Origin of the sequence: Streptomyces sp. NPDC005805 (assembly GCF_040630445.1) — a bacterium.
GTDB lineage: Bacteria > Actinomycetota > Actinomycetes > Streptomycetales > Streptomycetaceae > Streptomyces.
On the sequence record NZ_JBEXXN010000019.1, the window covers coordinates 1 to 22,261 of the forward strand.

The window sequence follows — 22,261 nt, forward strand, 5'->3', positions numbered from 1 at the left end:
GAACCTCGACCAACCAACAAACCTGTCGGCTGGACGGGGTATCAACTAATCTGGCGTTGATTTTTGGCACGCTGTTGAGTTCTCAAGGAACGGACGCTTCCTTCGTACTCACCCCCAGAACTTCTGCGGGCTTTCCTCCGGGCGCTTCCCTTCGGTCTTGCGTTTCCGACTCTATCAGACCGTTTCCCGATCCGATTTCCTCGGTTTCACTCTCCGCTTTCCGGCCCTTTCGGCCTTCCGGCGGTTCCGACTCTATCAGACTCTTTCGGGCCCGATTCCCAGTCAGCGGGAGTCGTCTTCCCGGCCGTTGAGCCGTTCCGACGAGGTGAGACCTTAGCGGATTCCTTGGGCCCGAAGCCAATCGGGGCCGAATCCTCGGACGGCGCACGAATCGAATTCGAACGCGCCGAACGCATTTCGCAGGAGTGCACGAAAGGACGGGCGACAGTGAATGTCGCTCGTTCTCGGTGGGTCTTGCGGAATGGTTGTCCGGGGCCGACCGGAGTCGGTGCTCACATCGGACAACTCGGAGAACACTACGGATCGGGACCGGCGGTGTCAAACCCGCACCTGGGAGCCGTGCGGGGAGTAGCCTGTGGCGCATGACCTCGCGTACGTGCCGCACCCTCTGGTGGGCCGCCTGACGGCGGCCGGCACTCACGTATGCACTCAACGGCCGCCGCCTCGGCGGCCGTTCGCGTTTCTCCCTCCCGAGGGGGCCGGCCGCCGGTGCGGCGGCTCCGACCAGGACGATCGCCACGATCGGGAGACGGAGCCAGGAATGACGCGCATCTTCAGCGGGATCAAGCCGACCGGACACCTCACTCTGGGGAACTACCTCGGCGCGATGCGGCGGTGGGTCGAGGTCGACCAGCACGGGGCGGACGCGCTCTTCAGCGTCGTGGACCTGCACGCCCTCACCGTCGAGCACGATCCGGCGCGGGTCCGCAGACTCACCCGGCAGTCGGCGACGCTGCTGCTGGCGGCCGGGCTCGACCCGGAGCTGTGCACTCTGTTCGTCCAGAGCCATGTCCATGAGCACACCCGGCTGTCGTACCTGCTGGAGTGCACGGCCACCGACGGCGAGCTGCGGCGCATGATCCAGTACAAGGAGAAGGGCGCGCGGGCGCAGAGCGCGGGGCAGGGGGTGCGGCTGTCGCTGCTCACCTATCCGGTGCTGATGGCGGCGGACATCCTGGCGTACCGGACCGACGAGGTGCCGGTCGGTGACGACCAGACGCAGCATGTGGAGCTGACCAGGGATCTCGCGGTGCGGTTCAACCAGCGCCACGGGCACACCTTCACCGTGCCCCGGGCCACCCACCCGCCGGTCGCCGCGCGGGTCATGGACCTCCAGGACCCGACGTCCAAGATGGGCAAGTCCCATGAGCCGGGGGCGGGGATCGTCTATCTGCTGGACGAGGCGGACCTGGTGCGGAAGAAGATCATGCGGGCGGTGACCGACAGCGGGACGGATGTCGTGTACGACCGGGCCGAGCGGCCGGGGCTCGCCAATCTGCTGGAGATCCTGGCCGCGTGCACGGGCGCCGACCCGGCGGTCCTCGCCGGGGAGTACCGCTCGTACGGGGACCTGAAGCGGGACGCGGCCGAGGCGGTGGTGGAGCTGCTGGCGCCGATCCGGAAGCGGCACGCGGAGATCGCCGCGGACCACGGGTACGTCGACGCGGTGCTACGGGCGGGGGCCGAGCGGGCCACCGCTCTCGCGCGTCCGCTGGTCGACGACGCGTACCGGGCGATCGGGCTGCTGCCGGCGGGCTGAGAGGTCGGGCGGCGGGGTCGGGGCCCCGCCGCCCGACCCTGCCGAGTCCCCTGGTCAGCCGTTGCCGGAGGCCAGCTCGCGGCTGCGGTCGCGGGCCGCCTCCAGCGCGGCGATCAGGGCGGCCCGCACCCCGTGGTTCTCCAGCTCCCGGATGGCGCTGATGGTGGTGCCCGCCGGGGAGGTGACCGCCTCGCGGAGCTTGACGGGGTGCTCGCCGCTGTCGCGGAGCATCACCGCGGCGCCGATGGCGGCCTGCACGATCAGGTCGTGCGCCTGCGCGCGCGGCAGGCCGAGGAGGATGCCGGCGTCCGTCATCGCCTCGACGAGGAAGTAGAAGTACGCGGGGCCCGAGCCGGAGAGCGCGGTGGCCGCGTCCTGCTGGGACTCCGGGACGCGGAGGGTCTTGCCGACGCCGCCGAAGATCTCCTCGGTGTGGACCACATGGGCGGTGGTGGCGTGACTGCCCGCGGAGATGACGGACATGCCCTCGTCGACGAGGACGGGGGTGTTGGGCATGACCCGGACGACGGGGGTGCCGGCCGCGAGGCGCTCCTCGATGAAGGCGGTGGTGATACCGGCCGCGGCGCTGACGACGAGGCGGTCCGGGGCGACATGGGGGCCGAGTTCGTCGAGCAGCCGGCCCATGTCCTGGGGCTTGACGGCCAGGATGAGGGTGTCGGCGCGCTTGGCGGCCTCGGCGTTGGTGACGGGCTCGACGCCGTAGCGGGCGCGCAGTTCCTCGGCGCGGTCGGCGCGACGGGTGGTGACCAGTACGTCGGCGGGCCGCCAGCCGGCTCGGATCATGCCGCTGAGCAGGGCCTCGCCGATCTTTCCGGTACCGAGGACTGCGACTGTCTGGGTCATTGCTTCGTTCACCTCGCCGGTGGGGATGCGTCCACGCACATCCTTTCACCGGGCGCGGGCGGGCGGCGGGGCTGTCCGGACGGCGGACGCAGGCAGAAAGCCGGGGGCGTTCAGGCGGTGCGCCGGCGGAGGGTCGCCGCGCCGAGGACGAGGACCAGGGCCGCGCAGCCCGCGACGACGAGGACGTCCCGGACGAAGACGCCGGTCGGGTCGGCGTTGCGCAGGACCTCGTTCATCGCGTCCACCGCGTAGGACATGGGCAGCACGTTGGAGATCGCTTCGAGGACGGGCTGCATGGTGTCGCGCGGGGCGAAGAGGCCGCAGAGCAGCAGCTGGGGGAAGATCACGGCCGGCATGAACTGGACCGCCTGGAACTCGGAGGCGGCGAACGCGGAGACGAAGAGCCCGAGGGCGGTGCCGAGGAGCGCGTCGAGCAGGGCGACGAGGAGGAGCAGCCAGGGCGAGCCGATGACGTCGAGCCCGAGCGCCCAGACGGCGAGGCCGGTGGCGAGGAGGGACTGGAGGGCGGCGACCAGGCCGAAGGCGAGGGCGTAGCCGGCGATGAGGTCGCCCTTGGCGAGGGGCATGGCGAGCAGGCGTTCCAGGGTGCCGGAGGTGCGTTCGCGCAGGGTGGCGATGGAGGTCACCAGGAACATGGTGATCAGGGGGAAGATCCCGAGCAGCGAGGCGCCGACCGAGTCGAAGGTGCGGGGGTCGGCGTCGAAGACGTACCGGAGCAGGAAGAGCATCACGCACGGCACGAGCAGCATCAGGGCGATGGAGCGCGGGTCGTGGCGGAGCTGGCGCAGCACGCGGGCGGCGGTGGTGAGGGTGCGGGAGACGCTCATCGGGCGCTCTCCTTCGGGGTGTCGGCGGGGGCCGGGGCGGGGTGTCCGGCGGGTTCGCCGTCGGGGGCGGGGGCGGCCGCTGCCTCGTCGACGAGGCGGAGGAACGCTTCCTCGACGGTGGCGCTGCGGGTGCGGGTGCGCAGGTCCTCGGGGGTGTCCTCGGCGAGGATCGTGCCTTCGCGCATGAGGATCAGCCGGTGGCAGCGCTCGGCCTCGTCCATGACGTGGGAGGACACCAGGATCGTCGTGCCGCGCTCCTCGGCCAGGCGGTGGAAGAGGTTCCACAGGTCCCGGCGGAGGACGGGGTCGAGGCCGACGGTCGGTTCGTCGAGGACCAGGACCTCGGGGGTGCCGAGGAGGGCGACGGCGAGGGAGACCCGGCTGCGCTGGCCTCCGGAGAGCCGGCCGGCCAGGGCGTCGGCGTGCGCGGTGAGGGCCACGTCCTCGATGGCGCGGGCGACGGTCTCGCGGCGGGCGTCCCGGGCGGCGCGGCCGGGGAGCAGCACGGCGGCGAAGTAGTCGAGGTTCTGCCGGACGGTGAGGTCGTCGTAGACGGACGGGGCCTGGGTGACGTAGCCGATGCGGGCGCGGAGTCCGGCGTCGCCGGCGGGCCGGCCGAGGACCTCCAGGGTGCCGGTGACCTTGGCCTGGGAGCCGACGACGGCGCGCATCAGGGTGGACTTGCCGCAGCCGGAGGGCCCGAGGAGCCCGGTGATGCGGCCGGGGTGGACGGTGAAGTCGAGTCCGCGCAGGACGGTGCGGTCTCCCCTGGCGACGGTGAGGCCGCGGGCGAGGACGGCGACGCCGGAAGAATTCATCATGTGATGAATACTGCTCCCGCGGGTGCCGCGCGTCAAGGCGTGGCGCGTCAGGCGTTCCGGGGCGGGCGGCGGGTGACGATCAGCTCGACCGCGTAGACCTCCTCGACCGTGCCGTCCGGGAACTCGCGCAGCAGCAGTCCGCGCTCGCGGTCGAGGAAGGCCCGGCCGCGGTCCGGGTCGCCGGCCAGGAAGAGGGAGTGGCTGCCGATGTTCGCGAGGTGGGTCTCCAGCGGCACCCGCCGCGTCCAGTGCAGGCGGTGCTCGGTGCGCAGCGGGTCGGCGGGGAGTTCACCGGCCCGGCCGGGTGTGCCGTACACCCCTCCCCCGAGGTCGGTCCACATCCGCTTGGCCTGGGCGGCGATCCAGGGGACGCCGTTGTCGGCGATGTTCCACCAGACGGCGAGGGCGCCGCCCGGGCGCAGAACGCGCAGGGCCTCGGGGAGGGAGCGGTCGGGGTCGGTCCAGTGGAAGGACTGGGCGTAGGTGACGAGGTCGAGGCTCGACGAGGCGAGGGGCAGGGCGTCGCCGAGACCGCGGACGACGGGGACCCCGGGGGTGGCGCGCCGGAGCTGGGCGGCCATGCCGGCGCCCGGTTCGACCGCGGTCACCTGCGCGCCGCGCTCACGCAGCAGGCGGGTGGCGATCCCGGTGCCGGCGCCGACGTCCGCGACCCGGGCACCGGCGAGGGGGCGTCCGGCCAGTTCCTCGACCAGGTCGAAGAGGGCGGGCGGGTAGCCGGGGCGGGCGTGGTCGTACTGGGCGGCGGCGAGGTCGAAGGAGCGGGCGCGGCGGGCGTCGGTGAGTTCGGTCATGCGGCGATCCTGCCGCGTGAGGGCGGCGCGGAGCGGGGCTTTCCCCTGGCCGCCGGGCCCGCCGGGGCGTCAGGAGGGCTTGCGGCGGGGCCTGCCGGGCTGGTCGCGGTTGGCCGGGTTGCCGGAGCGGGTGGTGCGGCGCTTCTCGTACTGGCGCAGGGCCGCCTCGTACTCGGTGCGGCGCAGCTGCTCGCCCGGGGCCTCCTTGAGGCAGCGCAGGGCGTAGGCGATGAGGGAGCCGATGAAGCCGATCGCCTTCAGGCTGCGCAGCGCGTCCTCCGAGGAGGAACCGGAGGGGCGGCGGGTGTAGCTCTCCCAGGTCTTGCGGAAGGCGATGGCGCTGCACACCGCGAACATCACCACGACGATCGCGTTGACGAAGCCGCCGACCTGCGCGATGGACAGCCCGTCGTAGGCGAGGCGCAGGATCAGGGCGGCCGCGAAGGCGGTGACGAGCGAGCCCGTGAAGAGGGCGGCGCGGCGCAGGGCGTAGTGGCCGTCGTGGTCGACCCAGGTGGTGCCGAAGTAGCGGATCGGCTCGGGCCGCGGGCCGGTCGGCGCGGTGGTGCCGCCGCCGGGCTTGTCGGGGGCGCCTGAGGTGTTCCGGGAGTGCTCGCTCACGGAATCGATTATCCCCGGTCCGCTCTCCGACCGGCGGCGCGGCACGGCGGCCGGTCGGAGAGCGGACCGGGCAGGGGAAGCGGGCGGCCGGTCAGGCGCAGCGGATCGCCACGTAGCCGTCGCTGCCCGTGCGTACATACGCGTCGGAGACGAACTGGCCGTTGGCGATGTTGTCCCAGATGTTGGAGGTGCCGTAGGTGCCGGTGACGCGCTCCCCCGGGCACTGGCAGTTGATCGGGACGCCGGCCCCCAGGGGCAGCACCCGGACCAGCGCGTACTGGGTCCCCGGTCCGGAGCGCACATTGAGCCGCACGCCCGGGGCGACCGGGTAGCGGCGCACCCCGGAGGCGGCGGCCGTCTCCGCGGCGGGCCCGACTCCCGTGTGCGCGGCCGGTGTTGCGGCGGTCCGCGTCCCGTCCTGTGCCGCGTCCCGTGTCTCGTCCACAGCCACTGGCTGACCCCCGTCACTACGCAGGGCGGGCCGGTGTGCCCGCCGCGCGCAGGCTAGCAAGCGGTGGCTGGATCGCACGCATCATCGACTAGGCTCCGAGCGTCGCGAGTGGGCACCATCGGACGGGGGTGGAGATGCCACCGCTGCGCAGCGCCGGGCCCTTCCCGGAAGCGGAACATCCGGAACATGCCGGGCAGTACCGGCTGGAGGACTGTCTCGGCACCGGGGGCATGGGCGTCGTCCATCTCGCCACGTCCGCCTCGGGCCTGCGGCTCGCGGTCAAGGTCATTCACGCGGAGCATGCCTCGGACCCCGAGTTCAGGGCGCGTTTCCGGCAGGAGGTGGCGGCGGCACGGCAGGTGAGCGGCGCGTTCACCGCACCGGTCGTGGACGCGGACCCGGACGCCGGGCGGCCCTGGATGGCGACCCTGTTCATCGACGGCCCGACGCTGGCCGACGAGGTGAAGCGGAACGGGCCGCTGGACCCGGTGCGGCTGCGCCGGGTGGGCGCGGGGCTCGCGGAGGCGCTGCGGGACATCCACCGGGCCGGTGTGGTGCACCGTGATCTCAAACCCGGCAACGTGATGCTGGCCCAGGACGGGCCGAAAGTCATCGACTTCGGGATCTCCCGGCCGCGCGACAGCGATCTCCGCACGGAGACGGGCAAGTTGATCGGCACACCGCCGTTCATGGCGCCCGAGCAGTTCCAGCGGCCGCGTGAAGTGGGGCCGGAGGCCGATGTGTTCGCGCTGGGCGCGGTGCTGGTGCACGCGGCGACGGGGCGGGGGCCGTTCGACTCGGACAGCCCGTACATCGTGGCGTACCAGATCGTCCACGACGAGCCGGACCTCGCGGGGGTGCCGGACGACCTGGTGCCGCTGCTGTCCCGCTGCCTGGCGAAGGACCCGGCGGACCGGCCGACGCCGTACGAACTGATGGTCGCGCTGCGGGCGTCCTCCCCCTCGGCGGTCTGCGACACGGAGGCGCACCTTCCCGCGCAGCGGGAGGCGGTGGGGGACGGAGGTCCGGGCCGCGACGCGGGCCCCGGCCGCGCGGAGGGCGCGGGGCGCGCGCTGTCCGGGCCCGGCCCGGGCGGGGACGCGAGCCCTCAAGGCCAGGAGCCCGGCCCCGCCGCCCTCGGAGGCCGTACCCGGCACCGGCGCGTCACCGTCCTCGCGGCGGCGGTCGTTCTCGCCGCCGCAGGGGCCGTCACCGCCGTGACGATGACGGGCAGCGACGAGGGGCGGCCACCGGCTCCCCGCTCGGCGGCCCCCGCGCCGCCCACCGCCTGGGACATACCACTCGGCGACCGGCCGGCGAACCGCGTGCCGGTGTGCACGGCAGCGGACGCGGCGGTCTACTGCGCGGCCCCCGGGGTGGCCGCCGCCCGGCTGGACCCCGCCACCGGTGCCGTGCGCTGGTCCGTGCCGGGGCGGGCCGCCGGCACGGGGCCGGGGGACGCCGACGCCTCCGCCCCCGTCCTCGCGGGCGGGCTGCTCCAGGTGACGGCCCCGGGCGGGGCCCGCCACGAGGCGCGGGACCCGGCCACCGGCGCGGTGCGCTGGCACCGGGACGTCCCCGGGCGGGCCGTCGCGGTCCGGCAGGACGGCGACACCGTGCTGCTGGCCTCCGCCGACGGCCGCGTCCGCGCCCTGGACGCGGCGACCGGCGCCCAGCGGTGGACGCGCCCCGGCCCGCCCGGGGCCCAGTGGCTGCTCCCGCCGCGCCCGGACGAGCCCGCGCTCGCGGTCGCGCCGTCCGCCGACGGGACCTCCACCGTGCTGCGCGCCCACGCGCCCGGCAGCGGGCGGACGCTGTGGGAGCGCCGGCTCCCGGGGCTGCTGACGCCGGTCGAGAGCACGGGCGAGGGGCTGTTCCTGCTGGCCTCGGACCACGAGGGCTACACGACCGCCGTCGTCCGGGTCGCCGCCCGCGGCGCGGGCGGCGCGGTCCGGCGCGTCGCCCTGGACGCGCCCGTGGACCAGGCGCAGGCCGCCGTCGTCGGCGGCACCGCCTATGTGGCGGGGCGCGGCGGCTCGCTGCTCGCCGTGGACACCGGCACCGGCGGCGGTCGGGGCGCCCAGCGCTGGCGGCTGGAGACCTCGGTCGCCCAGCTGTCCCGCCCGGCGGCGGACGCGCGCACGGTGTACGTCTCCGCGGGCGACGGGCGCCTGCTGGCCGTGGACGCGGTGGACGGGAGGCTCATCGGCCAGAGCCGGCCGCGCATGGGCGACGGGCGCTACCCGCCGCTGCTGCCCGCGCCCTCGCTGACCCCGGGCCGGGTCCACGCGACCGCCCCGGACGGCACGGTCTTCTCCCTGGGCACCGGGGCACCCGCCACCTGGTGAGCCGTCCAGGGCGTCCCGCACGACAACGACCGCCGGGCCCGGCGCGACAACGGCCGCGGGCCCGCACCCCGGCGGGGACGCGGGCCCGGAGGCCATGAGAAACGCGGCGGCTCAGCCCAGCTTGGAGACGTCCCGCACCGCGCCCTTGTCCGCGCTCGTCGCCATCGCCGCGTACGCCCGCAGCGCCGCCGAGACCTTGCGCTCCCGCTGCTTCGGCGCGTACACCCCGCCCAGCGCCTCGCGGCGGGCGGCGAGCGTCGACTCGTCGACGAGCAGGTCGATCGAGCGGTTCGGGATGTCGATGCGGACGCGGTCGCCGTCCTCGACGAGGGCGATCGTGCCGCCGGACGCCGCCTCCGGTGAGGCGTGGCCGATGGAGAGGCCCGAGGTGCCGCCGGAGAACCGCCCGTCGGTGACGAGCGCGCACGCCTTGCCCAGGCCCCGGCCCTTCAGGAAGGAGGTCGGGTAGAGCATCTCCTGCATGCCCGGTCCGCCGCGCGGGCCCTCGTAGCGGATGACGACGACATCGCCCTCCTTCACCTCCTTGCGGAGGATCTTGTCCACGGCCTCGTCCTGGGACTCGCAGACCACGGCCGGGCCCTCGAAGGTCCAGATCGACTCGTCGACACCCGCGGTCTTCACCACGCAGCCGTCCTCGGCGAGGTTGCCCTTGAGCACCGCGAGGCCGCCGTCCTTGGAGTACGCGTGCTCCACGTCCCGGATGCAGCCGCCGGCCGCGTCCAGGTCGAGGGAGTCCCAGCGCTCGGACTGGGAGAACGCCTCCGCGGAACGCTTGCAGCCGGGGGCCGCGTGCCACAGCTCGACGGCCTCCTCGGAGGGGGAGCCGCCGCGCGCGTCCCAGGTCTCCAGCCACTCCTTGATGGAGGGCGAGTGGACGGTGTGGACGTCCTCGTTGAGCATCCCGCCGCGGTACAGCTCGCCCAGGATCGCGGGGATGCCGCCGGCCCGGTGCACGTCCTCCATGTAGTACGTGCCGCCGGGGGCGACGTTGGGCGCGACCTTGGCCAGGCAGGGGACGCGGCGCGAGACGGCGTCGATGTCGGTCAGGTCGTAGTCCAGCTCGGCCTCCTGGGCGGCGGCGAGCAGGTGCAGGATCGTGTTGGTGGAGCCGCCCATGGCGATGTCGAGGGCCATGGCGTTCTCGAAGGCGGCGCGGGTCGCGATCGAGCGGGGCAGCACCGAGGCGTCGTCGTCCTGGTAGTACCGGCGGGTGATGTCGACGACCGTGCGGGCCGCGTTCTCGTAGAGGGCGCGGCGGGCGGTGTGGGTGGCGAGGACGGAGCCGTTGCCCGGGAGGGAGAGGCCGATCGCCTCGGTCAGGCAGTTCATCGAGTTGGCGGTGAACATGCCGGAACAGGAGCCGCAGGTGGGACAGGCGTTCTCCTCGATGCGGAGGATGTCCTCGTCCGAGACGTTCTCGTTGACCGCGTCCGCGATCGCGTTGATCAGGTCGAGCTTGCGGACGGTGCCGTCGACCAGGGTCGCCTTGCCGGCCTCCATCGGGCCGCCGGAGACGAAGACGGTCGGGATGTTGAGGCGCATCGCGGCCATCAGCATGCCCGGGGTGATCTTGTCGCAGTTGGAGATGCAGATCAGGGCGTCGGCGCAGTGCGCCTCCACCATGTACTCCACGGAGTCGGCGATCAGGTCGCGCGAGGGCAGCGAGTAGAGCATGCCGCCGTGGCCCATGGCGATGCCGTCGTCCACGGCGATGGTGTTGAACTCGCGCGGCACCGCGCCCGCCGCCTTGATCGCCTCGGAGACGATCCGGCCCACCGGCGCGAGGTGGGTGTGGCCGGGCACGAACTCGGTGAAGGAGTTGGCGACCGCGACGATCGGCTTGCCGATGTCCTCACTGGCTACGCCCGACGCCCGCATAAGGGCGCGCGCGCCCGCCATGTTGCGGCCGTGGGTGACAGTGCGGGACCTCAGCTCGGGCATCGTCGCTCGCTCCTCGTCGTGATGGGTGTACCTGCATCGAGCGTACGCCGCCACTCCAAGATCTGGACACCTCGTCCGGAATGCGGGACGCGCTGCTCAGCCAGCGGTCGCCGAGCCGGACCCGGAGTCCGGGCCGGAGGGCGCTTCCGGGTCCGGTGCCGGGTCCGGCTCGGTCAGATAGCGCTGAAGCGTCGGCGCGACGGTCCGCACGATGTCCTCCGGGTCCTTCGACGCCAGCGGCTCGACCTTCAGCACATACCGCAGCAGCGCGATGCCCAACATGTGCGAGGCCGCCAGCTCGGCCCGGAACCGGGGGTCCGGCACGTCCAGCTCGCCGGCCACCCGCTCCAGGAGCCGGCGGAGCACGAAGCCGCTCAGCACCTTGGCCGCCGCCTCGTTGGTGAGCGCGGAGCGCAGCACGGCAAGCAGCGGGGCCCGGGTGGACGGGTTCTCCCAGATGCCGATGAAGAAGCGGGCCAGCCGCTCGCCGATGCCCTCCGGTCCCCCGCCGATGATCTGCGGGACGACGAGGGCGGGCTCGAAGGACAGCTCGATGGCCGCCGCGAAGACCTCGTCCTTGGTGCCGAAGTAGTGGTGCACCAGGGCCGCGTCCACACCCGCCGCCCGGGCGATCCCGCGCATGGTGGCCTTGTCGTAGCCCCGGTCGGCGAACTCCGCGCGGGCCGCCAGCAGGATCCGCTCCCGCGCGCCCGGCCCGTCCGCCGCGGCCCCCCGGGCGGGGCGCCCGCGCCGCTTCGGCTCGCCGCCGGTCACCGGGGGCACCCCCGGGCGGGCCGGTTCCGGGCCCGGGTCACCGGACGCGGCCGGCGGAGGCCAGATGGAGCCGGGTGAAGGCGAGGGCCTCCGCGAGGTCGGCCTCGCGTTCGGCGGCGGACATCGCGCGCCGGGTGTTGACCTCGATGACGACATGGCCGTCGAAGCCGGTGCGGGCCAGGCGTTCCAGCAGCTCCGCGCAGGGCTGGTCGCCGCGGCCGGGCACCAGGTGCTCGTCCTTGGCGGAGCCCTTGCCGTCGGCGAGGTGGACATGGCCCAGCCGGTCGCCCATCCGGTCCACCATGGCGAGGGTGTCGGTGCGGGCGGTCGCGGTGTGGGACAGGTCGATCGTGAAGTGGCGGTAGTCGTCCTTGGTGACGTCCCAGTCGGGGGCGTACGCGAGCATCTCGCGGTCCCGGTAGCGCCACGGGTACATGTTCTCCACGGCGAAGCGCACATCGGTCTCGTTCGCCATCCGCCAGATGCCGCTGACGAAGTCCCGCGCGTACTGGCGCTGCCAGCGGAACGGCGGGTGGACGACGACGGTGGAGGCGCCCAGCTTCTCGGCGGCGGTCCGGGCGCGCTGGAGCTTGACCCACGGGTCGGTGGACCAGACCCGCTGGGTGATCAGCAGGCAGGGGGCGTGCACGGCGTGGACCGGGACCCGGTGGTGGTCGGAGAGCCGGCGCAGCGCCTCGATGTCCTGGCTGACGGGGTCCGTCCAGACCATGACCTCGACCCCGTCGTAGCCGAGACGCGCGGCGATCTCGAAGGCCGTCGCCGTGGACTCCGGGTAGACGGAGGCCGTGGACAGGAGGACCTTCGCGTCGGGGACGCGCACCACGGGGTCGGCCGCCGGGCCTGCCGCTGGGTCTGCCGATGGATCTGACACGCACCACAGCCTACGGGGCCGAACTGGTCGGTAGGGAGGCGATCGGGGCCCGGCGGTCCGGGCCCCTCCCGGGTGCCGAGGGGCCCGGCGGCCCCGGACGCCTCCTAGGTCGGGAGGTGGTCGAGGCGGCGCAGGATGACGCCCTCGCGCAGCGCCCAGGGGCAGATCTCCAGCTCGTCGGCGCCGAAGAGGTCCATCGCCGCCTCCGCGACCAGCGCGCCCGCGAGGAGCTGCGCGGCCCGGCCCGGGGAGACGCCGGGCAGCGCGGCGCGCTCCTCGACGGTCATCGTGGTGAGCCTCGGCACCCAGTCGGCGAGTGACGAACGACTCAGCTCCCGCTGCACGTACAGGCCCTCGGCGGAGCGGGCGGCGCCGGTGATCCGGGCGAGCTGCTTGAAGGTCTTGGAGGTGGCGACGATGTGGTCCGGGCGGCCGAGGCGGCTGAACTCGCCGACCGTGCGGGCGATCTCGGCGCGGATGTAGCGGCGCAGGGCCCGCACGTCCTGCGGGTCCGGCGGGTCGCCCGGCAGCAGGCTCGCGGTGAGCCGCCCGGCGCCCAGCGGCAGGGAGACGGCCGCGTCGGGGTCCTCGTCCTGGCCGTAGGCGATCTCCAGGGAGCCACCGCCGATGTCGAGGACCAGGAGCTTTCCGGCCGACCAGCCGAACCAGCGGCGGGCGGCGAGGAAGGTGAGCCGGGCCTCGTCCTCACCGGAGAGGACGGTCAGGTCCACCCCGGTCTCCTCCTTCACCCGGGCCAGGACCTGGTCCGCGTTGCCCGCCTCGCGCACGGCGGAGGTCGCGAAGGAGATGACCTCCTCGCAGCCCTTGTCCTCGGCGGCCTGGACCGCCTCGGCGATGGTCTTGGACAGTAGGTCGACCCCGGCGCAGGAGATGGCGCCCTCGTCGTCGAGCAGCTCCGCGAGGCGCAGTTCGGCCTTGTGGGAGTGGGCGGGCAGGGGGCGGGCGCCGGGGTGCGCGTCCACCGCCAGGAGATGCACCGTGTTCGAACCGACGTCGAGGACTCCGAGTCTCATGGACGGAACGCTACTGCGATTGGCGCATACGCTGGAGCCGTGCCTAAGACGAAAAAGACGAAGCCGGGCAAAGCAGCGCCCGAGGCGAAGCCGGCCGCGCCCGGGGCGGCCCCGGCGGCCGTCCCGGCGGCCCTCCCGGACGAGAAGGGCCTGGACTTCCCCCGTGCCTGGGTCGAGTTCCCGGACCCGGCCGACGAGGAGCAGGTCTTCCGCTGCGACCTGACCTGGCTCACCTCCCGCTGGACCTGCATCTTCGGCAGCGGCTGCCAGGGCATCCAGGCGGGCCGCGCGGACGACGGCTGCTGCACCCTGGGCGCGCACTTCTCCGACGAGGAGGACGAGGAGCGCGTGGCGGGCCATGTCGCGCGCCTCACCCCGGACCTGTGGCAGTTCCACGGCGTCGGCACGGAGTCCGGCTGGGTGGAGGAGGACGAGGACGGCGAGCGCCAGACGCGGCGCTGGCAGGGGTCCTGCATCTTCCAGAACCGCCCCGGGTTCGCGGGCGGCGCGGGCTGCTCGCTGCACATCCTGGCGCTGCGGGAGGGCCGGGAGCCGCTGGAGACGAAGCCGGACGTGTGCTGGCAGCTTCCGGTGCGGCGGACGTACGACTGGATCGACCGGCCGGACGACTCGCGGGTGCTCCAGATCTCGATCGGCGAGTACGACCGCCGGGGCTGGGGCCCGGGCGGCCACGACCTGCACTGGTGGTGCACCTCGGCGACCTCGGCGCACGGCGCGGGCGAGCCGGTGTACGTGACGTACCGGCCCGAGCTGACGGAGCTGATGGGCAAGGCGGCGTACGACGTGCTGGTGGAGCTGTGCGAGGCGCGCCTCGCCTCCGCCCTGCCGCTGGTCGCCCCGCACCCGGCGGACCCGCCCGCCCCGCGCACGGCGGGCTGAGACGGGCGCCCGCCCCCGGTCGCCGGCCGCCGCCGGGCGCCGGCTCGTGGCCCCGCCCCGGTCCGCGTCATTTCCCCCGGCCCCGCGTCATTCCGGGGGCGGCGGGGAGCCCGGGTCGGAGGGCGGCTCCGAGTCGGACGGGCCCGGGTCGCCGGAGGAGGGGGGCGGCTCGGACGGCGGGGGTTCCGAGGACGGCGGCGGCTCGGAGGGGTCCGGGTCGCCGGACGGGGGCGGCGGGCTGGTCGGCGGCTGCGACGGGTCCGGGTCCTGGGAGGACGGCGGCGGGCTCGACGGCGGGGGCGTCGTCCCGGGGCGGGTGGGCCGTGGCGGGAGGTCGGTCGGCGGGGGCAGCGGGCCGCCGCTCCCCCGGATGACGACGGCCGCGCCCGAGGGGTCGACGCCCACGGTGGCCCGCCAGGGCCCGGCCGGTTCCCGGGCGGAGTCGACCCGCACATACAGAGTGATCGTTTCGCCGGGTTCCAGGGTGCCCGAGGAGAGGCTCGGCACCAGCCAGTACGCGTCCGTCCACAGCGTCCAGGTGACCGGAGCGCCGCCGGAGGCGGTGAGGGTGAGCAGGGTGGTGTCCCCGGCGGACTGCGCGGCGACCGCGAGGCGGCCCGCGCCGGGGGCGGTCGGCGAGCCGGGGCGGGGGGAGCCGGTGCTGATCACCTCGACGGAGACGGCCGGGGCGTGCCGCCCGGCCGTGAAGCGGGGGTCGGGCTCGGCGCTGGCGTTGCCCGCGTTCTCGTAGCGGCCGTAGGGGCCGCTCTCGCCGGCCGGGTCGCCGTCGGCGGCGCTCACCGAGGGGCCGCGTTCCGCCTCGCCGGTGAGCGGCGCCCCCCGGTAGGCGGCCCAGAGGGCGAGGACGGGGGCCGCGACGACCGTGGCGACCACGGTGGTGGTCACCGCGCGGGCCCGCAACCGGTCGCGGCGCGCCGCGTGGTCCTTCGGGTCGAGCGGGAAGCCGTCCGCGCCGAAGCGCGGGCCGCCGGAGCGGGCGCGCGGGACGTGCTGCTGGGCGAGGCGGGCGGCGGACCGGGGCGCGGGGACCACCGGGAGGGCGGCCGGGGTGACGCCGGAACCGGGCCAGGGCCCGCCCGCGCCCTCGCGTTCGGCGGCGCGGCGGCAGCGGGGGCAGTCGTCGACATGGCGCACGAGTTCCCGGCGCAGGGCCGCCGAGAGCAGGACCCGGTTGTCCCCGGTGAGCCGGGCCACGGCCGGGCAGGTGCCCTGGTCGACGACGGCGAGCGCGGCGCGGGTGCGCTCCACCTCGCAGGCGGCGGCGGCCAGCAGCTCGCGCGCGGCGGCGCGGCCGAGGCCGAGGACGGCGGCCACGCCCGCCGCGTCCAGCCCGTGGCGGACGGACAGCTCCAGGGCCTCGCGCTGCTCGGGGGTGGTGCCGGCGGCCTCGGGCCAGGCGAGCCGGGCCAGTTCGGCGCGGCGGTTCTCGTCGGCGGGGGCGGCGGGCGGGGCGGCCGGGGCGCGGCCGGTGTGGGCGCCGGGGCGGCGGCGCCGGTCCTCGGCCATTCGGCGCAGGCAGGCCCAGCGCGCGAGGGCGTAGAGCCAGGCCTTCTGCTCCCCCTCGCCCTCGGGGTGGCGGCCGCGCTGGCGCTCGGCGACGGCGAGGACGTCCCCGAGGACGGCGGTGGCCGCGTCGTGGTCGCAGAGCACGGAGAGGCAGTAGGTGAACAGGCCGTCGAGATAGGGCTCGTAGCGCCCGGGCCGGCGCTCCGACGGCGCCCGGACCGAGCGCCGGCGCGCCCGGTGTGCGCCGGTGGTGTGGGTCGAGGATTCCAGCCTGCTGCTCGTCACTCCGTGACCGTAGGCGGAAACGAGCACCCCGTTCGCACCACTTGAACACTTTTCATCCCTACGAGTGAAGAGCTGCCCCGAGGAAGTACGGGAGGGACAGATTCCGCGCGACTTCCGATCACCGGAGCACGCGGGGGCGCACGGGGGCGCGACGGAGTGCGCCCTTGCGTCGCGCCCGGGGCGCACGGGGGCACCGGGCCGGCCCGGCCCGTCAGGGCTCCACCCCGAACCCCGCGCCTCGAACGCCGGCGAGGCCGGGTGGCAGGGAGCGCGGCCTTTCAGTCCGTCGGCGTTCGAGGACACGGCCGCAGTCCCGGCGCATCAGAGCTCGGCCCCGGCCCCCGCGCCGGCGAGACCACGTGGTCAACGGCGGGGCTTCCCAGCCCGTCCGGCGATCGAGGACACGGCCGCAGGCCGTGCCCCGCCCACGGGCAGTCGGCACGGGGCACCCGGGACGCCGAGCCCCGGGCCGGAGCGGGACGCCCGGCAGCCCGGGCCCGTCAGGGCTCCACCCCGAACCCCGCGCCTCAATCGCCGGCGAGGCCGGGTGGCAGGGAGCGTGGCACCGGCAGCCTCGTGCACCCGGCCGTGGCGGGGGCATCGCTTTTCAGCCCGTCCGGCGATTGAGGACACGGCCGCAGGCCGTGCCCCGCCCACGGGCAGTCGGCACGGGGCACCCCGGGGCGCCGAGCCCCAGGCCGAAGCGGGACGCCCGGCGGGCAACTGCCGGGCGCGGGCCGAGGCCGGGGCCCGCCCGGCATCCCGGGCGGGCGCGGGCCGCCCGGACGGAGTGTCAGTGCCCGGCGCTACGGTTTGCGCATGGCTGCCCGTACGAAATCCGCGAAGGACCGGCCGTCCTACCGCTGCACCGAATGCGGCTGGACCACCGCGAAGTGGCTCGGCCGCTGCCCCGAGTGCCAGGCATGGGGCACGGTCGAGGAGTACGGCGCGCCCGCCGTCCGCACCACGGCCGCGGGCCGGGTCTCCACCGCCGCCCTCCCCATCGGCCAGGTCGACGGCCGGCAGGCCACCGCCCGCCCGACCGGGGTCGACGAACTGGACCGGGTCCTCGGCGGCGGCCTGGTGCCCGGCGCCGTCGTCCTCCTCGCGGGCGAGCCCGGCGTCGGCAAGTCCACCCTGCTGCTGGACGTGGCCGCCAAGTCGGCGAGCGAGGCGCACCCCACGCTGTACGTCACGGGCGAGGAGTCCGCGAGCCAGGTCCGGCTGCGGGCCGACCGGATCGGCGCCCTCCACGACCATCTCTACCTCGCGGCGGAGACCGACCTCTCCGCCGTCCTCGGCCATCTCGACGCGGTCAAGCCGTCGTTGCTCGTGCTGGACTCCGTGCAGACCGTGGCCTCCCCCGAGATCGACGGCGCGCCCGGCGGGATGGCGCAGGTCCGCGAGGTGGCGGGGGCGCTGATCCGGGCGTCCAAGGAGCGGGGCATGTCCACGCTGCTGGTCGGCCACGTGACGAAGGACGGCGCCATCGCGGGCCCCCGGCTGCTGGAGCACCTGGTCGACGTGGTCCTCCACTTCGAGGGCGACCGCCACGCCCGGCTGCGTCTGGTCCGCGGCGTCAAGAACCGGTACGGCGCCACCGACGAGGTCGGCTGCTTCGAGCTGCACGACGAGGGGATCACCGGGCTCGCCGACCCCTCCGGCCTCTTCCTGACCCGGCGCGCCGAACCGGTCCCCGGCACCTGCCTGACGGTGACCCTGGAGGGCCGCCGTCCGCTCGTCGCCGAGGTGCAGGCCCTCACCGTCGACTCGCAGATCCCCTCCCCTCGCCGGACCACCTCCGGGCTGGAGACCTCCCGGGTGTCGATGATGCTCGCGGTGCTGGAGCAGCGTGGCCGGATCTCGGCCCTGGGCAAGCGGGACATCTACAGCGCCACGGTCGGCGGGGTGAAGCTCTCCGAGCCCGCGGCGGACCTCGCCGTCGCCCTCGCCCTCGCCTCCGCGGCCAGCGACACGCCCCTGCCGAAGAACCTGGTCGCGATCGGCGAGGTGGGCCTCGCGGGCGAGGTCAGACGGGTCACGGGCGTGCAGCGGCGGCTCGCCGAGGCGCACCGCCTGGGCTTCACCCAGGCGCTGGTGCCCGCCGATCCCGGCCGGGTCCCGGCCGGGATGAAGGTCACCGAGGTGGCCGACATGGGCGATGCGCTGCGGGTCCTGCCGCGTGGCCGAAGGAGGACCCCCGAGGGCGCCTAACACGTACTCCCCACGGGACGACGAGCCTCGCCGGTAGACTTTGCCCTGGTCTCGCCCACCCGTACGAGCCGGAGGAGTGCAGTGGCAGCCAAGGACGGGGCAGCAGCACCCGGAAAGTCCGGCCAAGGCACGGGCAACGAAGCGCAGATCCGGGCCGCCCTCAGCGCGGTCGCCCCGGGCACCGCGCTGCGCGACGGCCTGGAGCGCATCCTGCGCGGCAACACCGGAGGACTGATCGTCCTCGGGATGGACAAAACGGTCGAATCAATGTGCACCGGCGGCTTCGTGCTGGATGTGGAGTTCGCCGCCACCCGGCTGCGCGAGCTGTGCAAGCTGGACGGCGCGCTCATCCTCGACAAGGACATCACCAAGATCCACCGGGCCGGTGTGCAGCTCGTCCCGGACGCCTCCATCCCCACGGAGGAGACCGGCACCCGCCACCGCACCGCGGACCGGGTCTCGCGCCAGTGCGGCTTCCCCGTCGTCTCGGTGTCCCAGTCGATGCGCCTGATCGCCCTGTACGTGGGCGGCGAGCGGCGCGTCCTGGAGGAGTCGGCGGCGATCCTGTCCCGCGCCAACCAGGCGCTGGCCACCCTGGAGCGCTACAAGCTCCGTCTCGACGAGGTCGCCGGCACCCTCTCCGCCCTGGAGATCGAGGACCTGGTGACCGTCCGGGACGTCACCGCGGTCGCCCAGCGGCTGGAGATGGTCCGCCGGATCGCCACCGAGATCGCCGAGTACGTGGTGGAGCTGGGCACCGACGGCCGGCTGCTCTCCCTCCAGCTCGACGAGCTGATCGCGGGCGTGGAGCCGGAGCGCGAACTCGTGGTCCGCGACTATGTGCCCGAGCCCACGGCGAAGCGTGCGCGCACGGTCCACGAGGCACTGGCCGAGCTGGACGCCCTCAGCCACACCGAGCTGCTGGAACTCCCGGTGGTCGCACGGGCCCTGGGCTACAGCGGCTCACCCGAGACCCTCGACTCGGCGGTCTCGCCGCGCGGTTACCGCCTGCTGGCGAAGGTCCCCCGGCTGCCGGGCGCGATCATCGAGCGGCTGGTGGAGCACTTCGGCGGTCTGCAGAAGCTCCTCGCGGCCAGTGTGGACGACCTCCAGGCGGTCGACGGCGTGGGCGAGGCCCGGGCGCGCAGTGTGCGCGAGGGCCTGTCCCGGCTGGCCGAGTCCTCCATCCTGGAGCGCTACGTCTGACGCCCCCGGCGCCCGTCCGCCCCGGCCCGTCAACGGGCCACCGGCGGGCGGCGGGCCGGGCTCAGGTCCCGCCCTTCCGGTTCAGTCCTTCTCGATGCGGAAGGTCGCCGGCAGCACCTTCACCCCGGGGAAGGCGGCCTCGACGAGATAGGTGCCCGCGCCCGCGCTGCCCGCGTCGGGGGTCGCGCACCGCTCGGTGCTGCGCTTGCGGTCCCAGTCGACGGTGTGCGTGATGGTCCCGTTCGCCGGGACGCGCAGCAGCCGGGGCGGTGCGCTGCGGGGGCAGTCGCGGGAGGACCACACGTCCTCGTCCTCCGCGTCCACGACGGTGAGTACCGCGGCCTTCGGCCCGAAGTCCGCCTTGCAGGTGGTGGCCGAGGAGTTGGTGACGACAAGCCGGAACGAGGGCTTCTCGCCCGGCCCGTAGGAGACCTTGGTGGTCTTCAGGGTCAGCTTCAGCGCGCCCGGCGCGCAGTTCGGCAGCGAGGAGCCCGCCGGGACCTGCTGGCCGGCGCCACCCGTGGCCCCGCTCGCGCCGCCCGCGCCGGCACCGCCGGAGGCGCCGTCCCCGTCACCGCCGGTGGAACCGCCCGCGTCCGCGCCGCCGGAACCCGGGCCGCCGCCCGAGCCGTTGCCCCCGTCGCCGGTGCCGCCCGCGTCGTCACGGCCGCCGGGCTGCTCGCTGATCGCGGGGCCGGAGGGGTCGGGGCCGGCGGAGATGGTGGGTGCCGGGTCCGGGTTCTTGCCCTCCGACCGGCCCTTGGAGCCGTCGCCGCCACCCGAGGTGACCGCCCAGACGACCAGCACCACCAGCAGGGCGACCAGGGACAGCGCGACTGCCCTCCGTCGCCAGTAGATGGAGGAGGGAAGCGGCCCGATCGGATTGCGCAGAGATCCCACGCACCGAACTCTACGAGAGATCCGGCCCAACTCCCGCCCCACCCGCCGCCGGAGAGCGAAGTTCTGCCGATCATCCTTCTGCTGATGATCATTTCGGCGCGCCCGGCCACCGACCGTCGGAGCCCGACAGCACCCGACCGCGCCCCGGCGGCCACGATCCAAAGACCCCGGAACGGCCTTCGGCGAACGCCGGGTGGACCGCGCGGAACGGCCGGGTGACGGCGCAGGGTACCGTCCGTGCCCATGGACAGCAGCATCACCCGCGGCCTCTACCGCGACATCACCGAATTCGCCCACGGCACCCCCGAGTGGGTGCACCTCCTCGCCCAAGTGTGGACGGAGGCAGGGCTGTTGATCTTCGGTGCCCTGTTCGTCGTGGGCTGGTGGCAGGGCCGCACCCGGGACGCCCGGTTCATAGCGGTCGCCGTGCTGGCCCCGCTGGCGACGGCCGCGGGCTATCTGTTCAGCGAGACCTTCAAGTCCGTGGTGGACGAGGAACGCCCGTGCCGCACCGTCACCGAGGCCGCGCCCTCGATCGTGACCTGCCCGCCCACCGGGGACTGGTCCTTCCCGAGCAACCACTCGGCGATCGCCGGTGCCGCCGCGCTCGCCCTCGTCCTGGTCTGGCCGCGGATCTGGCTGCTCACCGTGCCGATGGCCGTGCTCATGGCCTTCTCCCGGGTCTTCGTCGGGGTGCACTACCCGCACGACGTCGCGGTGGGCCTGGTCGTCGGCGCCCTGGTCGCCTGGGTCTTCGTGCTGCTGCTGCGCCGGCCCGCCGAGCGGCTGCTGACCACGATGCGCACCAGTCGCAACGGGCTCGTCCTCTGGTTCGCCGGCCCCGGGCCGCTGACCGAGGCGGGTCCCGTCCCTCCCCAGTCCCCCGCGCCGGGCCGCCACCGGGCGCACCGCGGCTGACCCACCCGGCGGTCAGCCGTCACCTGGCGCACCGAGCCTGACCCAGCCTGCGGCACGCGCCCGCCGGAACGTGCCAGGATCGGAAGGCCATGACTGCCACTCACGCATCCCAGACGTCCGACACCCCCTCCGCCCCCGCCGCCGACGCCTCGGCCGCTGGCACCTCCGCCGCCGTCGATCCCGCGGCTCTGCACACCCCGGTCATCGCCTGGTTCGAGCAGCACGCCCGCGATCTGCCCTGGCGCCGCCCCGAGGCCGGCGCCTGGGGTGTGATGGTCAGCGAGTTCATGCTCCAGCAGACACCGGTCTCCCGGGTCCTGCCGGTGTACGAGCAGTGGATGGCCCGCTGGCCCCGCCCCGCGGACCTGGCGGCCGAGGCGCCCGGCGAGGCCGTGCGCGCCTGGGGGCGGCTCGGCTATCCGCGCCGCGCGCTGCGGCTGCACGGCGCGGCCCAGGCCATAGCGGAACGGCACGGCGGCGAGGTGCCGAGCGAGCACGCGCAACTGCTCGCGCTGCCGGGCATCGGCGAGTACACGGCGGCGGCGGTGGCCTCCTTCGCGTACGGCAGGCGGCACGCGGTCCTGGACACCAACGTCCGCCGGGTGTTCGCCCGCGCCGCCGGCGGGGTCCAGTACCCGCCGAACGCGACCACCGCGGCAGAGCGCCGGCTGGCCCGGGCGCTGCTCCCCGAGGACGAGGCGACGGCGGCCCGCTGGGCGGCGGCCTCGATGGAGCTCGGGGCGCTGGTGTGCACCGCGCGCAACGAGGACTGCGGGCGCTGCCCGATCGCGGAGCGCTGCGCCTGGCGGCTCGCGGGCAAGCCCGCCCACGACGGGCCCGCGCGCCGGGGCCAGACGTACGCGGGGACGGACCGCCAGGTCCGGGGCCGGCTGCTGGCGGTGCTGAGGGAGGCCGCCGGGCCGGTGCCGCAGTCGGCGCTGGACGCCGTGTGGGACGAGCCGGTGCAGCGGGCCCGCGCCCTGGACGGCCTGGTCGCGGACGGTCTGGTCGAACCCCTCGACGGCGCCCGCTACCGGCTCCCGGCGGGCCGTCCGGTCACCGGACCGGGCAGCGGCCCCGCGGCCGGCCGGCCCTGACCCGGGC

At 74.7% G+C, this 22,261-nt stretch carries 19 protein-coding genes; 7 read left to right on the forward strand and 12 right to left on the reverse strand.

What is annotated here, in order from left to right; translation table 11 throughout:
* Positions 1 to 781 precede the first annotated feature (781 nt).
* Positions 782 to 1,780, forward strand: coding sequence for a tryptophan--tRNA ligase (gene trpS, locus ABZ457_RS13235; protein WP_359157173.1), 999 nt, complete (start codon positions 782 to 784; stop codon positions 1,778 to 1,780).
* 54 nt (positions 1,781 to 1,834) lie between these two features.
* Here trpS and proC read toward each other — a convergent pair whose 3' ends face one another.
* The 6 genes from proC to ABZ457_RS13265 form a co-directional block, all read right to left on the reverse strand.
* Positions 1,835 to 2,644, reverse strand: coding sequence for a pyrroline-5-carboxylate reductase (gene proC, locus ABZ457_RS13240; RefSeq protein ID WP_359157176.1), 810 nt, complete (start codon positions 2,642 to 2,644; stop codon positions 1,835 to 1,837).
* A 110-nt stretch (positions 2,645 to 2,754) separates the two neighbouring features.
* Positions 2,755 to 3,492 (reverse strand): ABC transporter permease, encoded by a 738-nt coding sequence (locus ABZ457_RS13245; RefSeq protein WP_359157178.1) that lies wholly within the window; start codon positions 3,490 to 3,492, stop codon positions 2,755 to 2,757.
* Positions 3,489 to 4,313 carry an ABC transporter ATP-binding protein gene (locus ABZ457_RS13250; RefSeq protein WP_359157180.1) on the reverse strand — a complete coding sequence of 275 codons (825 nt, stop codon included), beginning with the start codon at positions 4,311 to 4,313 and terminating at the stop codon, positions 3,489 to 3,491. The genes ABZ457_RS13245 and ABZ457_RS13250 overlap by 4 nt, the downstream gene beginning before the upstream one ends.
* A gap of 47 nt (positions 4,314 to 4,360) precedes the next feature.
* Entirely contained in the window at positions 4,361 to 5,125 is a 765-nt protein-coding gene (locus ABZ457_RS13255) for a class I SAM-dependent methyltransferase (protein WP_359157182.1), read from the reverse strand.
* A gap of 69 nt (positions 5,126 to 5,194) precedes the next feature.
* A complete protein-coding gene (locus tag ABZ457_RS13260) occupies positions 5,195 to 5,746 on the reverse strand; it encodes a hypothetical protein (protein WP_359157184.1) in 552 nt (183 codons plus the stop codon).
* Positions 5,747 to 5,837: 91 nt separating this feature from the next.
* Positions 5,838 to 6,197 (reverse strand): peptidase, encoded by a 360-nt coding sequence (locus tag ABZ457_RS13265; protein WP_359157186.1) that lies wholly within the window; start codon positions 6,195 to 6,197, stop codon positions 5,838 to 5,840.
* Between the two features lie 134 nt (positions 6,198 to 6,331).
* Between ABZ457_RS13265 and ABZ457_RS13270 the strand changes: the two genes are divergently transcribed.
* Complete coding sequence (locus tag ABZ457_RS13270; protein WP_359157384.1) at positions 6,332 to 8,545, forward strand: serine/threonine-protein kinase; 2,214 nt, start codon at positions 6,332 to 6,334, stop codon at positions 8,543 to 8,545.
* 111 nt (positions 8,546 to 8,656) lie between these two features.
* Here ABZ457_RS13270 and ilvD read toward each other — a convergent pair whose 3' ends face one another.
* The 4 genes from ilvD to ABZ457_RS13290 all read right to left on the reverse strand — a co-directional run bounded on the left by ilvD (position 8,657) and on the right by ABZ457_RS13290 (position 13,207).
* Positions 8,657 to 10,507 carry a dihydroxy-acid dehydratase gene (ilvD, locus tag ABZ457_RS13275; RefSeq protein WP_359157188.1) on the reverse strand — a complete coding sequence of 617 codons (1,851 nt, stop codon included), beginning with the start codon at positions 10,505 to 10,507 and terminating at the stop codon, positions 8,657 to 8,659.
* A 96-nt stretch (positions 10,508 to 10,603) separates the two neighbouring features.
* Positions 10,604 to 11,281 (reverse strand): TetR family transcriptional regulator, encoded by a 678-nt coding sequence (locus tag ABZ457_RS13280; protein WP_359157190.1) that lies wholly within the window; start codon positions 11,279 to 11,281, stop codon positions 10,604 to 10,606.
* Between the two features lie 37 nt (positions 11,282 to 11,318).
* Entirely contained in the window at positions 11,319 to 12,173 is an 855-nt protein-coding gene (locus tag ABZ457_RS13285; RefSeq protein ID WP_359157192.1) for a sugar phosphate isomerase/epimerase, read from the reverse strand.
* Between the two features lie 104 nt (positions 12,174 to 12,277).
* A complete protein-coding gene (locus ABZ457_RS13290; protein ID WP_359157194.1) occupies positions 12,278 to 13,207 on the reverse strand; it encodes a Ppx/GppA phosphatase family protein in 930 nt (309 codons plus the stop codon).
* Between the two features lie 150 nt (positions 13,208 to 13,357).
* Here ABZ457_RS13290 and ABZ457_RS13295 point away from each other — a divergent pair, with 150 nt between their 5' ends.
* Complete coding sequence (locus ABZ457_RS13295) at positions 13,358 to 14,107, forward strand: hypothetical protein (RefSeq protein WP_359157386.1); 750 nt, start codon at positions 13,358 to 13,360, stop codon at positions 14,105 to 14,107.
* 87 nt (positions 14,108 to 14,194) lie between these two features.
* Here the strand turns inward: ABZ457_RS13295 and ABZ457_RS13300 are convergent, their stop codons facing one another.
* Entirely contained in the window at positions 14,195 to 15,919 is a 1,725-nt protein-coding gene (locus ABZ457_RS13300; RefSeq protein WP_359157196.1) for a hypothetical protein, read from the reverse strand.
* 819 nt (positions 15,920 to 16,738) lie between these two features.
* Between ABZ457_RS13300 and radA the strand changes: the two genes are divergently transcribed.
* On the forward strand, positions 16,739 to 18,133 hold the full coding sequence (radA, locus tag ABZ457_RS13305) for a DNA repair protein RadA (RefSeq protein ID WP_359157198.1): 1,395 nt from the start codon (positions 16,739 to 16,741) through the stop codon (positions 18,131 to 18,133).
* A gap of 81 nt (positions 18,134 to 18,214) precedes the next feature.
* Positions 18,215 to 19,339: a DNA integrity scanning diadenylate cyclase DisA gene (gene disA / locus ABZ457_RS13310; protein ID WP_359157200.1), complete on the forward strand. Its 1,125-nt coding sequence runs from the start codon at positions 18,215 to 18,217 to the stop codon at positions 19,337 to 19,339.
* A gap of 81 nt (positions 19,340 to 19,420) precedes the next feature.
* Here disA and ABZ457_RS13315 read toward each other — a convergent pair whose 3' ends face one another.
* Positions 19,421 to 20,239, reverse strand: coding sequence for a hypothetical protein (locus tag ABZ457_RS13315; RefSeq protein ID WP_359157203.1), 819 nt, complete (start codon positions 20,237 to 20,239; stop codon positions 19,421 to 19,423).
* Between the two features lie 243 nt (positions 20,240 to 20,482).
* Here ABZ457_RS13315 and ABZ457_RS13320 point away from each other — a divergent pair, with 243 nt between their 5' ends.
* Both ABZ457_RS13320 and ABZ457_RS13325 read left to right on the forward strand, forming a co-directional pair.
* Entirely contained in the window at positions 20,483 to 21,157 is a 675-nt protein-coding gene (locus ABZ457_RS13320; protein ID WP_359157205.1) for a phosphatase PAP2 family protein, read from the forward strand.
* An 89-nt stretch (positions 21,158 to 21,246) separates the two neighbouring features.
* Positions 21,247 to 22,254, forward strand: coding sequence for an A/G-specific adenine glycosylase (locus ABZ457_RS13325; RefSeq protein WP_359157208.1), 1,008 nt, complete (start codon positions 21,247 to 21,249; stop codon positions 22,252 to 22,254).
* Positions 22,255 to 22,261: the final 7 nt, after the last annotated feature.

Excerpts from the sequence above, each read along its gene's own strand:
- trpS (WP_359157173.1), top strand. The coding sequence starts at position 782 with ATGACGCGCATCTTCAGCGGGATCAAGCCGACCGGACACCTCACTCTG.
- proC (WP_359157176.1), bottom strand. The coding sequence starts at position 2,644 with ATGACCCAGACAGTCGCAGTCCTCGGTACCGGAAAGATCGGCGAGGCC.
- ABZ457_RS13245 (WP_359157178.1), bottom strand. The coding sequence starts at position 3,492 with ATGAGCGTCTCCCGCACCCTCACCACCGCCGCCCGCGTGCTGCGCCAG.
- ABZ457_RS13250 (WP_359157180.1), bottom strand. The coding sequence starts at position 4,313 with ATGATGAATTCTTCCGGCGTCGCCGTCCTCGCCCGCGGCCTCACCGTC.
- ABZ457_RS13255 (WP_359157182.1), bottom strand. The coding sequence starts at position 5,125 with ATGACCGAACTCACCGACGCCCGCCGCGCCCGCTCCTTCGACCTCGCC.
- ABZ457_RS13270 (WP_359157384.1), top strand. The coding sequence starts at position 6,332 with ATGCCACCGCTGCGCAGCGCCGGGCCCTTCCCGGAAGCGGAACATCCG.
- ilvD (WP_359157188.1), bottom strand. The coding sequence starts at position 10,507 with ATGCCCGAGCTGAGGTCCCGCACTGTCACCCACGGCCGCAACATGGCG.
- ABZ457_RS13290 (WP_359157194.1), bottom strand. The coding sequence starts at position 13,207 with ATGAGACTCGGAGTCCTCGACGTCGGTTCGAACACGGTGCATCTCCTG.
- radA (WP_359157198.1), top strand. The coding sequence starts at position 16,739 with ATGGCTGCCCGTACGAAATCCGCGAAGGACCGGCCGTCCTACCGCTGC.
- ABZ457_RS13320 (WP_359157205.1), top strand. The coding sequence starts at position 20,483 with ATGGACAGCAGCATCACCCGCGGCCTCTACCGCGACATCACCGAATTC.
- ABZ457_RS13325 (WP_359157208.1), top strand. The coding sequence starts at position 21,247 with ATGACTGCCACTCACGCATCCCAGACGTCCGACACCCCCTCCGCCCCC.